The sequence below is a fragment of the Rhodoferax sp. P1_F3 genome (assembly GCF_056405715.1).
In genome coordinates this window covers 125,616-140,496 of the sequence record NZ_JBFUBO010000012.1, presented here as the reverse complement: position 1 = coordinate 140,496, position 14,881 = coordinate 125,616, and the positions used below count along the sequence as shown (strand labels likewise).

The window sequence follows — 14,881 nt, the reverse complement described above, 5'->3', positions numbered from 1 at the left end:
GGTGTTCGGCTCGCCATGGATGACTTCGGTATGGGGTACTCATCGCTGTTGTACCTGCGCCGCTTTCATGTGCATTCCATCAAGATTGACGGATCGTTGACGCGTGATGTCCTGAGCAATCGCACCAATGCCGACATCATCCACACCATCGTTGCGTTGGGGCGCTCGCAGAACGTGGAAGTGGTTGCCGAGTATGTTGAAACCCTGGAGCAGCGAATGAAGTTGGCGGACCTGGGATGTGACATTTTTCAAGGCTACTTCCATAGTGCAGCGCTGTCAGAGGAGCACTGCATTGCGTATTTCGCCAAGAGTCAAACGGTGCAAGCAGAACCGCACCCTGTTGAATAGGTCGAAATTTGACCCACGGGCCCGGGATTACCCTGTGCCACCCCAGTTGCCTGTTGCATCGCAGCAGACCATCCGTACTAGGTACTTTCCCCCAAGCCCTCCAAGCCTTCATCGCGTACGTGGGTAGGTCAAACCCTCATTCCAGCTTTGGCAACAAGGCTGCATTTGCAGCCATCAGCATTTCTTATGAATTCCATAACAAATATTGCTTGGATCTGATGAGGGTAGCTCCCTACAGTGAGCCTCCATCGGCAATCTGTAGCGAGTACACACCATGACAAAAACAAAAACTGGCCTCGGGCCATCATTGGCTCGGCGGGCTGTGTTGCTGGCGGCTCTGTGTGAGGGCCTAGACATCCGCACCGCAGGCGCAGCCACGGGGCCAACCAATGGCTTGAAGATGGCCTACCTGCCCAAGCAGATAAACAACCCCTACCACGTGATTCTGGGTGAGGGTGTGATGGAAGCAGCACGTGAACTGGGTGCACAGGCGCGCATGCTGGGGCCTACCAACGCGCAAGCACTGGCTCAGGAGCCTTTCATCCAACAGTTGATTGCAGAGCGTTTGAACGCCGTCATCCTGGCCGCGAACGAGACGGTGGCGCTGCTGCCCAAGGTGCGTGAACTCAGCGCCGTGGGCACCAAGATCGTGGCGGTGGACGCGGACCTGGCTACGGACGCGCGCGATCTGTTCATCAACCAGGCCAGCCAGGAAGGCGTGGGCCGCGCGCAAATGCAACTGATGGCCAAGCTGATGGATGGGCAAGGCGAGTTTGCCATTCTGTCTGCCAACGTCACGGCCAGCAACCAGAACGCCTGGATTTACTGGATGCTGCAAGAGCTGCGCCGCCCCGGCTACCAGAACATGACGCTGTCCAAGGTAGTCTATGGCAACGACGATCCTGTCAGGTCGCGCGAACAGTGCATGGCGCTGCTACAAAACCCCAACCTGCGCGGCATCATCTGCCCTACAACCGTGGGCATTCTGGCCAGCGCGGAGTACGTGGCCGCATCGCCATTGAAGGGCAAGGTCCATGTTACCGGGCTGGGCACGCCCAACCAGATGCGTCCGTTTGTCAAAGACGGCACAGTGCAGGCCTTTCAGCTGTGGAACCCGGTGGACCTCGGCTACTTGGCCGCCCATGCGGCCGCCAGCCTGAGCAAAGGCTTGATCACCGGCAAAAGGGGAGAGACCTTTACCGCGGGTCGGCTGGGCAACTACGTGGTGGGTGCCAAGGGCGAGGTCATTCTGGGTGCACCCACGACCTTTGACACATCCAACATCGACCGCTTCAATTTCTGAGGGTGCACACATGAGAATTCAGAACCAGATCATTGGTTTGGGTGTGGTGGGCGCCGTATTCGTGGCCTTGGTGGGTTTGTCCGGTCTTGCTGCCACCAAGTCCATCCAGGGCGGGCTGGACGATGCACTGGGTGCCAGCGTGTCCTTGAGCGAGAGCCAGACCGTAGGCACGCTGCTGGACTCGGTGCGAGGTGATGCCCAGTTAGCCTTGTTTGCGGGCCGGCAGCGCAACCCGGACCGGCTGATGGAGGCCGAGAATGGTTTCAAACTGCATGCCAAGGCGTTCGAGGACGCGGTGACCAGCCTACAGGCGCGCGCACTACCAGCCAATGGCCAAGCCGCATTGCAAACCATTGCGCCGCTGAGCACCAGCTACTTGCAGCAGGCGGCAAAGATTGTGGAGTTGTCGACCTCCGACATACCGCAAGCGGAAAGTCTGCTGGGCGATTTGCAGAAAACCTACGCACAGTTGACGGGTCCGGTGGCCACATTGGGGCAGGATATCTCGGCTGCTTCCGTGACCGAAGTGGGGGTGGCCAAAGCGACCATCGTGACAGCACAGCGCGCCGTGTTGCTGGCCTTGGTAGCAGCCGTGCTCATCCTGCTAGCGGCAGCCATCTGGTTGGCGCAGCAGATAAAACGCCCCATGCTGCACGCGGTAGAAGTGGCCGGCAACATTGCGCATGGTGATCTGTCCGCTCCGGTAAGGGTGTTTGGCAGCGACGAGTTTGTGCACCTGTTCCGTGAACTACGCACCATGCAGAGCGGCTTCTCCGACATCGTGGCCCGGGTTAAGCAAAACTCCGAATCCGTCGCCACCGCCAGCGCCGAGATCGCCCAAGGCAACCACGACTTGTCTGCCCGCACCGAACAACAGGCCAGCGCCCTGGAAGAAACCGCCGCCAGCATGGAAGAGCTGGGATCCACCGTACGCCAGAACGCGGATTCCGCCCGCCAGGCCAACCAATTGGCTATGAATGCCTCTACGGTGGCTATTCAAGGCGGAGAAGTGGTTGGCCAAGTCGTTCTGACCATGAAAGGTATCAACGAATCCAGCCGAAAGATCGCCGACATCATCAGCGTCATCGACGGCATCGCCTTCCAGACCAACATCCTGGCCCTGAACGCTGCTGTGGAGGCCGCCCGGGCTGGAGAACAAGGTCGAGGCTTTGCCGTGGTCGCATCTGAAGTCAGGTCACTGGCCGGACGCTCTGCCGAAGCCGCCAAAGAAATCAAAACCTTGATTGGCACCAGCGTGGCACGCGTGGAACAGGGAACGGCCCTGGTCGACAAGGCCGGATCGACCATGACCGAAGTCGTCACCAGCATCAAGCGGGTGACCGACATCATGCGAGAAATCAGTGCGGCCAGCAATGAGCAAAGTGCCGGAGTGTCCCAAGTGGGTGCGGCGGTCGGCCAGATGGACCAGGCCACGCAGCAGAACGCGGCCTTGGTCGAAGAGATGGCAGCCGCAGCCAGCAGCCTGAAATCCCAGGCGCAGGACCTGGTGCAGGTGGTGGCAGTGTTCAAGCTGGGAAATCTGACGCCCCAAGCCCCCGCACTGTCCTTTTCCAACACATAGAAACAACGATTTTCCCCGCTACGTAATTCAAATAACTTGAGGAGACATGAAGATGATGAAGACGACGACGTTGGTACTCGCCGCCGCACTCGCCTGCGCTGGAATTTCTGCAAATGCATACCCTACGGGGAGCATTTCTGCACAGACTTTGCAAGAGTCTGAAATCAACTCCACGACCCTGGGGCTGCTGAAGAAGCACGTGAAATATGCAGAGAGCATCTACCACGACTACTCAGCCAGCATTCCCGGTGCTGGCTACTTCCACTCGGGCGCAGGCAACGAAGACGGCATCCGCACCACCGCCAACTATGCCTATTTGTATGCGTTGCTGCTGACGCGCACGACCGATGCATCCTTCAACGGCATTCCTCGCGCAACGGTGGAGGCCCATCTCGTCGCCAACCTGAAATACCTCGTGAACACCCACAAGTCGTCAGGGGGCTTCAACACGACATCGGGCGCCAAATGGGGCAAGGTGTGGGAGTCCAGCCTGTGGTCTTCGTATGCGGCCCTGGGCGGATGGATGGTGTGGGCCCAGCTGGACAGTGACACGCAAAACAAACTGAACCTGCTGGTCAGCGGCGAAGCCGACTTCAAGGCCGCCACCCTGCCCCCTTACGCCGAGTGGAGTGACACCAAAGCAGAAGAAAACGGGTGGGACACCAACATCCTGTCGCTGGCCCGCAGCATGCAGCCCAACCACGCCAATGCGGCCAAGTGGGACGACATGGCGAAGAGCTACATGATGAACACCTACTCCACGCTGGCTGATATGTCAGACTCGACGGTGGTGAGCGGCAAGGCTGTGAGCACCTGGGTGCGCGGTGCCAACCTGCACCCCGACCTAACGGCGGAAAACCACGACATCTTCCACCCCATCTACCAGATGGTCCCCATCAACGAGCTGGGTACCTCCGCCGTCTTCTACAAGATGGGCAACCTGACCCCGCCCGCCGCGGTGGAGCACAACATGCTCAACGTGTGGAACAAGGTTCTCAAGAAAATCGCCTTGCCGGAGGGCGAATGGATATACCCCAACGGCGTGGACTGGATGGTGCATGACTACGAGCACCTGCCCGCCTACAGCTTTCTGGCCACCTACTTCAAGGACGCGGACGCCACCATGCTGGAGAGCCGCACGCTGGAGTACATGCGCGAACGGTCCAACTTGCAAACGGACGGCAGCTACTTTGGCAGCCTGAGCGATATTGGCCCACGTCGGGAATCGGTGGCGGCACAGCGGCTGGCTGATGCGTTTCTGTACCACGAGTTCTTTGGCCCAGGCTCCACCACGCCAAGCACACCCGGCAGCTTTGTCACCGCACAAAGCGGCGTGACCGACTTCAGCTCCACCAATGTGCTGTTGCACCGCAATGCGCAAAAATATTCGTCCTTCTCGTGGCAGAGCAAGTTCATGGGCTACATCGGCGCCAACCCTGCCAGCTACATGAATGAACCCTATGTGCTGGTGCCCTACCAAAAGTCGTTCGTGGGGTATTACAACCTCAACGGAGTGGCCACCAATGTGTCCCACATCACGCACACCAAACAGACTGCGGCCAACTGGTTCACCACCAGTGGGGTGCTGTCGGAGAACGCCGGCAAACTGACCCGCTACCTGTCTTTCACTTCCTTGCCCGATAACGGCTTGGTGGTCTACATGGACAAGGTGGTGGCCAACGCGGCGGTCACCATCGTGCAGGAATACGGCGGCGCGTTTGACTTTGAGCGCGACGCTGCATCAGGCGCGGCGCGCTCGGTGTATTCCGCCTCGGGCACCACCGCCATGCCCACGCAGTTCACCGCGTACAGCGGCGACTGGATGAATGTGGATGGCAAGCTGGGCGTGGTGGTCAAGGGTGGCAAAGGTTTCAACTTTGGCTCCAAGGGCATACAGGCTGGCGCCACCAGCTCGCGCATGTATGGCTCGTACTTCACGGGCTCCAAGGCTGCGGCGGCGAATGAAATCATTTCCGACAAGGTGGTGGTGGCTGCGGTCAACCAGACGGCCACTCAGACCGCTCAATTGAGCGCGAATTTGCTGCGCCCCACGGTGGGGTTTGGATGGTCCGCCTCCATCGTGCAGGACGAACGCAACTACCGCTTTTTGGTGGCCAGCAACTTTGATGGCTCTGGCGCCACTTCCATCCAACTGACCAGCAACGAGGGCGCACCGGTATTGCCAGTGACATCACAGGTAACCGGCAGCACAGGCGTTGCCACGCTGACGCAGGATGTGCAGAAGTCCCTGCTGCACACGCTGCGCGCCTATGCCAGCGTGGTGGGTGCGGGCACCGTGCAAACGGTCACGGGTGGTCTGTCCAACACCTGCGTGCTGACCAATTCGGGAAGCACTGCGGTCAGCACCAAGGTCACCATCCTGGGTTCAGGCGGAACGTTTGTGTCGGGTACCACCACCGTCCAACCAGGCAAGCGTGTTTCCGCCTCCGAACTCAATGGCAGCATTGTGTTCAAGGTGCTCTAGCCTTCAACTACCAGTCAAACGTGGGACATCCAAGTACGGGAGAAAAACGCGGCCTCCTCAGAAATTTGACACTGCGGCAGCTGCGGGTGTTTGAGGCGGTCGCCACCCACTTGAACTACTCGCGGGCAGCGGAGGCCATGAGCCTGACGCAGCCGGCGGTCTCCATGCAAGTGCAGCAGTTGGAAAACGAAACCGGTCTGCAATTGCTGGTCAAGACCGGCAAGAAAGTGACACTGAGCCAGGCGGGCGAGGAGATGCTGCGCCAAGCCAGACGAATCCTCAACCAGGTTCGCATGGCTGAGGAGGCGATTGGGGACTTCCATCCCTCGGAAGTCGCCCGGAGTGGGCTGCTGCACTTGGGCCTGGTGTCGTCCGCCCACTACTTTGCGCCTGCCTTGCTAATGACCTTTGCGCAAAGCTGGCCGCAGGTCAAATTCAAGCTGACGGTGGACAGGCGGGAGAACATCCTTGCAATGTTGCAAGAGCACCAACTGGATGTGGCCATAGCGGGCTACCCACCGTCTGAGGCTGATGTGGAAGCGGAGACCTTTGCCGAAAACCCGCACTGCGTGGTGGCACAGGCCGAACACCCGCTGGCACAACAACGCAACATTGGCTGGGATGCCCTGCGTGATGAACCGTTTATTTTCCGTGAGCCGGGATCGGCAACACGGCAGTTCTTCGAACACATCCTGCAAGCCCAGTCACTGCAAGTGAAGGTGTCCATGGAGCTGTCAGGCAACGAGACCGTCAAACACGCCGTGATGGCAGGCATGGGCATCAGTTTTCTATCGGCCCACACCTTCCAACTGGAAATCGAGTCTGGAAGAATCGCCGTGCTGGACATGGAAAACATGCCCAAGCGGCTGGACTGGTGCCTGATCCACCGCCGGGACTCCAGCCTTAGCGGTGTGAACGGCGCGTTTCGAGACTTTGTGCTGGACCGAGGGCGGGAGCTGGTGAAGTGCAAGCTGACGAACAAAAACGACTCCTAGCCCCCGTGGATATTGCGCGAGCAGCTCCTAAATCAGGAGCGCTCGCACAGTCCCCGTTCACTCCACCCGCACAATGCCCGACGGCTTGAAGCCCAGGTCCGCCGCCTTGCCCTTGCGGCCGCGTGCGGCGCGGGCGTTGTTCAGGCTGCGGATTTCCAGCGTCTCATCGCGCTCCTTGCCACCGCGGCCAATGCCGGCGATGCGGATGCTGCGCGTGTAGGCGGCAGCGCCGGCTAGGGTGTCCTTGGCTTCCAGGTCGATGAGCATGAGGCCTCGCCCCCCCTTCTCCATGGTCTTGAGTTCGGTGATCTCGAACGTGAGGATGCGGCCCAACGTGGACGCGCAGGCCACATGGGTGGCGGGCGCTACAACCGCAGCGGCGGTACCGGCCACGGTGACCTTGCCTTGTGCACCGGCCACCAGCGACGGCGCGCACAGGGTTTCGCCCTCGCCCACACCCACAAAGGCCTTGCCGGCCTTCTGGCGCGACACCATGTTGTCCACGCTGGCGATGAAGCCATAGCCGCCCGAGCTGGACAGCAGCAGCGTGGCCGCAGCGGGCCCGGCAAAGTAGTGCAGGATTTGCGTGCCGCTTTCTAGTTCGATCAGTGTGGTGACGGGCTGGCCGTCGCCGCGGCCACCGGGCAACAGTGATACCGCCACCGAGTAGATGCGCCCGTTGGAGCCGAACACCAGCAGCGTGTCCACACTGCGGCATTCAAACGTGCCGTACAGGCCATCCCCGGCCTTGAAGGCGAAGGTGGACGCCTCGTGGCCATGACCCGTGCGTGCGCGCACCCAGCCTTTTTCAGACACCACAACCGTGACAGGCTCGTCCACCACCTTGACTTCGGCCACGGCCTTTTTCTCGGTCTGGATCAGCGTGCGGCGTGCATCGGCAAACACTTTCGCGTCGGACTCAATCTCCTTGACCATCAAGCGGCGCAGTGCAGCGGGGCTACCCAGAATTTCTTCCAGCTTGCCTTGTTCGGTACGCAGCTCGGACAGCTCCTGCTCGATCTTGATGGCTTCCAGCCGCGCGAGTTGGCGCAGGCGGATTTCAAGGATGTCTTCGGCCTGGCGGTCGGAGAGCTTGAAGCGTTCGATGAGCGCAGCCTTGGGTTCGTCCGACTGGCGGATGATGGCGATGACTTCGTCGATGTTCAGCAGAACGGTCTGCCGGCCTTCCAGAATATGGATGCGGTCCAGCACCTTGTTCAGGCGGTGGCGGCTGCGCTTCTCGATGGTGGTCTGGCGGAAGCTGATCCACTCGTTGAGCATCTGGCGCAGCGACTTCTGCGTGGGACGGCCGTCCAACCCCACCATGGTCAGGTTGATCGGCGACGAGGTTTCCAGACTGGTGTGCGCCAGCAGTGCAGTGATGAGTTCCTGCTGTTCGATGCGGCTGGTCTTAGGCTCGAACACCAGGCGCACCATGGCGTCCTTGTTCGATTCGTCACGCACCACATCCAGCACGCTAAGGATGCTGGCCTTGAGCTGCGTCTGTTCTTGGCTCAGCGCCTTCTTGCCCGCCTTGACCTTGGGATTGGTCAGCTCTTCAATTTCTTCCAACACGCGCTGGCTGCTCACGCCGGGCGGCAGCTCAGTCACCACCAGCTGCCACTGGCCGCGCGCCAGGTCTTCAATCTTCCAGCGCGCACGCACCTTGAGGCTGCCACGACCGGTGCGGTAGGCGTCGGCAATGTCTTGGGCGGGACTGATGATCTGGCCGCCACCGGGGAAGTCGGGGCCGGGAATCAGCGTGTACAGATCGGCATCCGACAACGCAGGCGTCTTGATCAGCGCCACACAGGCATCGGCAATCTCGCGCAGGTTGTGGCTGGGGATTTCGGTGGCCAGGCCGACCGCAATGCCGCTGGCACCATTGAGCAAGCTGAACGGCAGGCGCGCGGGCAATTGGCGTGGCTCTTCGGTGGAGCCGTCGTAGTTGGGCTGGAAGTCCACCGTGCCCTGATCAATCTCATCGAGCAGCAAGCTGGTGATCTTGGCCAGGCGCGCTTCGGTGTAGCGCATGGCCGCGGCGCCATCACCGTCACGGCTACCGAAGTTGCCTTGCCCGTCCACCAGCGGGTAGCGCTGCGAGAAATCCTGCGCCATGCGCACCAGCGCGTCGTAGGCGGATTGGTCGCCATGCGGGTGGAAGCGGCCCAACACATCGCCCACCACGCGCGCGCTCTTGACGGGTTTGGCACCGGCGTTGCCATTGGCCCCGCCAAAGCCCAGCCCCATGCGCGACATGCTGTACAAAATGCGGCGCTGCACGGGCTTAAGACCATCGCAGACATCGGGTAGCGCGCGACCCTTGACGACAGAGAGTGCGTATTCAAGGTAGGCGCGCTGGGCGTAAGTGGCCAGGTTCAGTTCGCTGTCATCGCCGGGGGCGGCGGGTTCGGGGATCAGATCAAGCGTGGTTTGGTCAGTCATGTTTCTTAGTCAACTATCGGGGTGTCCGGCCCAGGCAGGCGCTGCAGGGGCGCCACCATGTTGCCGCGGCCAGAGGGCGCTTTCAAAATATAGGGGTCACGGGCGCCGGCCATCACGTAGCCTTCGCCATAGGTGGCTTTCACGCGGCCAGACGCCGTCTTGTTCACCTGGGCCACGGGCACGGGTTTGAGCGCGGTGTACAGCTCACCCACGGTGGCCACGTAATTCTGGGTTTCCTTGAAGTTGGGCACCTTGTTGCCCGCGCGCTGCACCGCGCCCTCGCCTGCGTTGTACGAGGCCAGGGCCAGGTCCAGCTTGCCGGGGAACATGTCGATCAACAGCCGCAGGTAGCGCGTACCCAGGTTGATGTTGGTCTTGGGGTCGGTCAGCTTGGACTCCACCGAGCGCCGGCGGTCGCCATCCACGCCAAAGCGGCGTGCCGTATCCGGCATCACCTGCATGAGACCCACGGCGCCCTTGGGCGACACGGCGTCGGCGTCAAAGCCGGACTCGGTAGCCACCAGGGCCTGCAGCAGTTCGTAGTCCACCCGGTAGCGTGCCGCAGCTTCTTTCAGCAGGGGCTGGATCTTGCGGTAGCGCGGGGAGGACTCAAAAAACTCGGCCAGCTTGGGATTCACGCCGGGCGCTGCGGGTGCCACGGGCGCGGTAGCGCCCGGGGCGACAGGCTGCACCGGCGCGCGGTAGAACAGGCTGTAGCGCTCGTCCACCTGCTGGGCGGCAAAGTGGCTGTGGCCTTGCTCGTCCACCCACACCCACACGTCCGCTTGGGCATGAAATGAGGCCATAGCCCCCATCAACAGTGCGCAAGCAGCTATTCTTTTCATAGCAATCAGACGTCGATCTCCACCGAATCGCCGTGCAGCTCCATCAGCTCCCGGCGCGCCGCAGCCTCGCCCTTGCCCATCAGCTTGGTGATCAGTGATTCGGTCGCGCCAAAGTCGATGGCGCCCAGCGCCACGGGTAGCAGGCGGCGGGTGTCAGGGTTCAGCGTGGTGTCCCACAGCTGTTCGGCATTCATCTCGCCCAGGCCCTTGAAGCGGCTGATGCTCCAAGCGCCTTCACGTACGCCCTCTTTGCGCAGCTTGTCCAGGATGGCGGTCAGTTCCCCTTCGTCCAGCGCATAGGCCTTGCTTGCGGGCTTTTTGCCACGTGCGGGGGCGTCCACCCGAAACAACGGGGGGCGGGCCACAAACACATGGCCGGTCTCAATGAGCTTGGGAAAGTGGCGGAAAAACAGGGTCAACAGCAGCACCTGAATATGGGAGCCGTCCACGTCCGCGTCCGACAGGATACAGACCTTGCCGTAGCGCAGGCCGCTCAGATCGGGCGTGTCGTTGGGGCCGTGCGGGTCCACACCGATAGCGACCGAGATGTCGTGGATTTCGGTGTTGGCAAACAGGCGGTCGCGGTCTACCTCCCAGGTGTTGAGCACCTTGCCGCGCAGCGGCAGAATGGCCTGGTTTTCCTTGTCGCGACCCATCTTGGCGCTGCCGCCAGCGGAGTCGCCCTCGACCAGAAACACCTCGTTGTAAAGAATGTCGCGGCTTTCGCAGTCGGTCAGCTTGCCGGGCAACACAGCTACGCCGCTGCTCTTGCGCTTCTCGACCTTTTGGCCGGCTTTTTGCCGGGTCTGCGCGGCCTTGATGGCCAGTTCGGCCAGCTTTTTGCCGTAGTCCACATGCTGGTTCAGCCACAGCTCCAGCGTGGGTCGCACAAAGCTGGAAACCAAGCGCACCGCGTCACGCGAATTGAGCCGTTCCTTGATCTGGCCCTGAAACTGCGGGTCCAGCACCTTGGCGCTCAGCACATAGCTGGCGCGGGCGAACACGTCTTCGGGCATCAGCTTCACGCCCTTGGGCAGCAGGCTGTGCAGCTCGATGAAGCTCTTCACCGCGGTAAACAAGCCGTCGCGCAGGCCACTTTCGTGCGTGCCGCCGGCGCTGGTGGGGATCAGGTTCACGTAGCTTTCGCGCACCGGCGCACCGTCTTCGGTAAAGGCCACGCACCAGCTGGCACCCTCGCCTTCGGCAAAGTTGTCGCTCTGGCTATCGGCAAAGCCTTCGCCGTCAAACAGCGGAATGACGGGGTCGCCATTCAGGGTTTGCATCAAATAGTCTTTGAGACCGCCCTTGTAGAGCCAGTTCTGGCTGTCCTTGGTTTTCTCGTTCACCAGCGTGACGCTGACGCCGGGCATGAGCACGGCCTTGCTGCGTAGCAGGTGGGTCAGCTCGCCCATGGGCAGCACGGCAGATTCGAAATACTTGGGATCCGGCCAGACGCGCACCGTGGTGCCCTGCTTGCGGTCGCCCTCGCCGGCCTTGCGAATGGCCAACGCCTCGGTCACATCACCGCCCGAGAACACGATGTGCGCCACTTGGCCCTCGCGGAAGGTGGTGACTTCCAGCCGTTTGCCCAGCGCGTTGGTGACGGACACGCCCACGCCGTGCAGACCGCCCGAGAAGCTGTAGGCGCCGCCCGAGCCCTTGTCGAACTTGCCACCGGCATGCAAGCGGGTGTAGACCAGCTCGATCACCGGCGCTTTTTCTTCGGGGTGCATGCCAAACGGGATGCCGCGGCCATCGTCTTCAATGCCCACCGAGCCGTCGGCGTGCAGGGTGACCTTGATTTTTTTGCCATGCCCAGCCAGCGCCTCGTCGGCGGCGTTGTCCAGCACTTCCTGGATCACGTGCAATGGGTTGTCGGTGCGGGTGTACATGCCCGGGCGCTGTTTGACGGGCTCCAGGCCCTTGAGCACGCGGATCGATGATTCGGAATATTCGGGGGTTGGTTTCACTGCCATAGCCTTGCATTGTAGTGCGGGGGATTGAATTACCTGTATAAACATACAGAAACCTCGACTCCATGCGCTACCCTTCTGTCACTGCGGCTTCAGCAACGGCCCGGCAAACTGGCTACAGTGCACGCATGACCCAACCCAGCAAACCGCTTTCGATCGCCCAAGTACTGGCCTGTGGTGCCACCATCGTCACCCTGTCTATGGGCATACGCCATGGCTTTGGCCTCTGGCTGCAGCCCATCACCCAAGCCCAGGGCTGGACGCGCGAAACCTTTGCCTTTGCCATCGCCATCCAGAACCTGACCTGGGGCATCACTGGCATCTTTGCCGGTATGGCGGCAGACCGGTTTGGCGCCTTCCGCGTGATCTTGGTGGGCTCGGCGCTGTACGCACTAGGGCTGGTCGGCATGGCCTATGCCAACACCCCACTGCTATTCACCTTGTCCAGCGGTGTACTCATAGGAATGGCCCAGGCCGGCACCACCTACGCGGTCATTTACGGCGTGATTGGCCGCAATGTGTCGGCGGACAAGCGCTCCTGGGCCATGGGGGTGGCCGCGGCTGCGGGTTCGTTCGGCCAGTTTTTGATGGTGCCGACCGAAGGCTTTTTGATCGGCCACATGGGCTGGCAAGAAGCGCTAGTGATCCTGGGTGCGGCGTCGTTGCTGATGATTCCGCTGGCCTGGGGGCTGAAAGAGCCCGGTTTCGTGGGCAATACCGCCCCAAAACGCGAGCAATCCATCGTTCAGGCCCTGCGCGAGGCCTTCAAATACCCCAGTTTTCAGTTGCTGATGGCGGGCTACTTTGTCTGCGGCTTCCAGGTGGTGTTCATTGGCGTGCACATGCCCAGCTACCTGAAAGACAAGGGCCTGTCTCCCCAGGTGGCCAGCTACGCGCTGGCGCTGATCGGCCTGTTCAACGTGTTTGGCACCTACGCCGCTGGCGTGTTGGGCCAAAAAATGCCCAAGAAGAACATCCTGGCCTTTATTTACTTCGCGCGTGCCGTCGCCATCAGCGTGTTCCTGATCGTGCCGCTGTCGCCCGCCAGCGTCTATGTGTTTTCAGCCGTCATGGGCACCCTTTGGCTTTCTACCGTGCCGCCCACCAATGCCACGGTGGCGCAGATTTTTGGCGTGGCCCACCTGTCCATGCTGGGCGGTTTTGTGTTCTTCAGCCACCAGATCGGTTCTTTCATGGGCGTCTGGCTGGGTGGCTTCTTGTACGACAAGACGGGCAGCTACGACATCGTCTGGTACATCGCCATCGTGCTGGGCGTGCTGGCTGCGCTGGTGAACCTGCCGGTGCGCGAAGCCCCCATCCAGCGCACGGCACCAGCCGCTGCCTGAGCCACTGCCATGCGCCCATCCACCCGCCTTGCCTTCGGAACCATCGCCCTGCTGGCGCTAGCGGGGGTCTTCTATTTGTATACCCAGCCCGACTTTTTGGTCCAGTTGGCCAACCAGGTCTGGGCCTGTTTTTAATCAACACAACATGACCGATAGCCTGAACACCACCATCATCACCGGCGCCTCCGACGGCATTGGCGCCGAGATGGCGCGTCAGCTGGCCCGCCAGCACGGCGCCAAAGCGGCGTTGGTACTGGCTGCGCGCAATGCCGAATTGCTCAATGCCGTGGCCGTGCAATGCACCGCACTGGGTGCCCAGGTGCTGGTGGTCCCCACCGATGTGTCGGTAGAAGCCCAATGCCGCCACTTGGTGGAGCAAACCGTGGAGCGTTTTGGCCGGGTGGACGCGCTGATCAACAACGCGGGCATCTCGGCCCAGGCCCTGTTCAGCGACGTGAAGGCGGAAGACCTGGGCTGGTACGAGCAGCTCATGCGCATCAACCTCTGGGGCAGCGTGTGGTGCACCCACGCGGCCCTGCCCCACCTGAAGGCCAGCCGGGGTCACATCGTGGCGGTGTCGTCGCTGGCCGGCTTGGTGGGCGTGCCGGGGCGCACCGCGTACAGCGCCTCCAAATTCGCCATGACAGGGTTTTTTGAAGCGCTGCGCACCGAACTGCGCGGCGCGGGTGTGAGCGTCACCACCGCCTACCCCGGCGTGGTGTTGACCAATATCCGCAGCCGCGGGCTCAACGCGGCCGGTCAGGCAGCCGACTCAAGCGGCTTGAAAGAAAACGACGCGATGACAGTACAGGAATGCGCCCACCTGATTCTGGATGGCATGGCGCGGCGCGCGCGTGAGGTGGTGATGACCCGCAAGGGCAAATGGGGTCGCTTCGTCAAACTGATTTTTCCCGGCGTGGTGGAAAAGATGGCCCTGGCTGCCCTTAAAGACCACGTCAAACCCTCATGAGTGGGCACGGTGCAGGCTTGAGCGCATCTCCGTGGGTGCAGCGCTGGAGCCATTTGCTGGCGCCAGGCTCTACCGTATTGGACGTGGCCTGCGGCGCAGGCCGGCACCTGGACTGGTTCGTGGGCCGCGGCCACCCCGTGACCGGGGTGGACCGGGACACGGCAATGGCTGCGCAGCGCGTTCCCCAAGCCACTTTGGTGCAGGCGGACATCGAAAATGCACCCTGGCCTCTGATGGAAGGCGCCAAGCCGCAGCAGTTTGGCGCCGTCGTGGTCACCAACTACCTGTGGCGGCCCCTGTTGCCTAGGCTGGTAGCCAGCCTGGCCCCCGGTGGCATGCTGCTGTACGAAACCTTTGCAGCAGGTAACGAGACCGTGGGTAGGCCCAGTCGCCCTGATTTCTTGCTGCAACCCGGCGAATTGCTCAGCGCCTGCGCAGGTTTGCAGGTGGTGGCGTATGAAAACGGGTTTCTGGGCCATCCCCCACGTTTCATCCAGCGTATAGCGGCCGTACACAGCCCATTACCCAGCTTTACCCCCGAGACATCCGGGGCTCTGCCGGGCCGCTACACACTCTAGTTAAAATGCCC

Annotated in this window: 12 protein-coding genes; 9 read left to right on the top strand and 3 right to left on the bottom strand. The window is 61.5% G+C overall.

Annotated features, from left to right (window positions below; genetic code table 11):
- The 5 genes from AC1DZ5_RS18345 to AC1DZ5_RS18325 all read left to right on the top strand — a co-directional run.
- A partial coding sequence (locus AC1DZ5_RS18345) for an EAL domain-containing protein (protein ID WP_477891679.1) occupies nucleotides 1-348 on the top strand: 348 nt, incomplete at its 5' end.
- Between the two features lie 274 nt (nucleotides 349-622).
- On the top strand, nucleotides 623-1,651 hold the full coding sequence (locus tag AC1DZ5_RS18340) for a rhamnose ABC transporter substrate-binding protein (RefSeq protein ID WP_477891677.1): 1,029 nt from the start codon (nucleotides 623-625) through the stop codon (nucleotides 1,649-1,651).
- 10 nt (nucleotides 1,652-1,661) lie between these two features.
- On the top strand, nucleotides 1,662-3,233 hold the full coding sequence (locus tag AC1DZ5_RS18335; protein ID WP_477891675.1) for a methyl-accepting chemotaxis protein: 1,572 nt from the start codon (nucleotides 1,662-1,664) through the stop codon (nucleotides 3,231-3,233).
- 148 nt (nucleotides 3,234-3,381) lie between these two features.
- Nucleotides 3,382-5,718 (top strand): hypothetical protein, encoded by a 2,337-nt coding sequence (locus tag AC1DZ5_RS18330; RefSeq protein ID WP_477891673.1) that lies wholly within the window; start codon nucleotides 3,382-3,384, stop codon nucleotides 5,716-5,718.
- Between the two features lie 20 nt (nucleotides 5,719-5,738).
- A complete protein-coding gene (locus AC1DZ5_RS18325; protein ID WP_477891671.1) occupies nucleotides 5,739-6,713 on the top strand; it encodes a LysR family transcriptional regulator in 975 nt (324 codons plus the stop codon).
- A 57-nt stretch (nucleotides 6,714-6,770) separates the two neighbouring features.
- On the opposite strand, the gene parC is transcribed toward AC1DZ5_RS18325, so the two are convergent.
- Genes parC through AC1DZ5_RS18310 form a run of 3 tightly spaced genes read right to left on the bottom strand, consistent with a single transcriptional unit; the run spans nucleotide 6,771 to nucleotide 11,979 of the window.
- A complete protein-coding gene (gene parC, locus AC1DZ5_RS18320) occupies nucleotides 6,771-9,158 on the bottom strand; it encodes a DNA topoisomerase IV subunit A (protein ID WP_477891669.1) in 2,388 nt (795 codons plus the stop codon).
- 5 nt (nucleotides 9,159-9,163) lie between these two features.
- Nucleotides 9,164-9,964, bottom strand: a complete 801-nt coding sequence (locus AC1DZ5_RS18315; RefSeq protein WP_477891667.1) for a lytic transglycosylase domain-containing protein — start codon at nucleotides 9,962-9,964, stop codon at nucleotides 9,164-9,166.
- Between the two features lie 44 nt (nucleotides 9,965-10,008).
- Nucleotides 10,009-11,979, bottom strand: coding sequence for a DNA topoisomerase IV subunit B (locus tag AC1DZ5_RS18310; RefSeq protein WP_477891665.1), 1,971 nt, complete (start codon nucleotides 11,977-11,979; stop codon nucleotides 10,009-10,011).
- A gap of 125 nt (nucleotides 11,980-12,104) precedes the next feature.
- Between AC1DZ5_RS18310 and AC1DZ5_RS18305 the strand changes: the two genes are divergently transcribed.
- Genes AC1DZ5_RS18305 through AC1DZ5_RS18290 form a run of 4 tightly spaced genes read left to right on the top strand, consistent with a single transcriptional unit; the run spans nucleotide 12,105 to nucleotide 14,870 of the window.
- On the top strand, nucleotides 12,105-13,322 hold the full coding sequence (locus tag AC1DZ5_RS18305; RefSeq protein ID WP_477891663.1) for an MFS transporter: 1,218 nt from the start codon (nucleotides 12,105-12,107) through the stop codon (nucleotides 13,320-13,322).
- A 9-nt stretch (nucleotides 13,323-13,331) separates the two neighbouring features.
- Nucleotides 13,332-13,457, top strand: a complete 126-nt coding sequence (locus AC1DZ5_RS18300; RefSeq protein ID WP_477891661.1) for a hypothetical protein — start codon at nucleotides 13,332-13,334, stop codon at nucleotides 13,455-13,457.
- A gap of 10 nt (nucleotides 13,458-13,467) precedes the next feature.
- The gene (locus tag AC1DZ5_RS18295) at nucleotides 13,468-14,292 is read left to right on the top strand and encodes an SDR family oxidoreductase (protein ID WP_477891659.1); all 825 of its coding nucleotides are present in this window, start codon (nucleotides 13,468-13,470) and stop codon (nucleotides 14,290-14,292) included.
- Nucleotides 14,289-14,870, top strand: coding sequence for a class I SAM-dependent methyltransferase (locus AC1DZ5_RS18290; RefSeq protein ID WP_477891657.1), 582 nt, complete (start codon nucleotides 14,289-14,291; stop codon nucleotides 14,868-14,870). The genes AC1DZ5_RS18295 and AC1DZ5_RS18290 overlap by 4 nt, the downstream gene beginning before the upstream one ends.
- Nucleotides 14,871-14,881 lie beyond the last annotated feature (11 nt).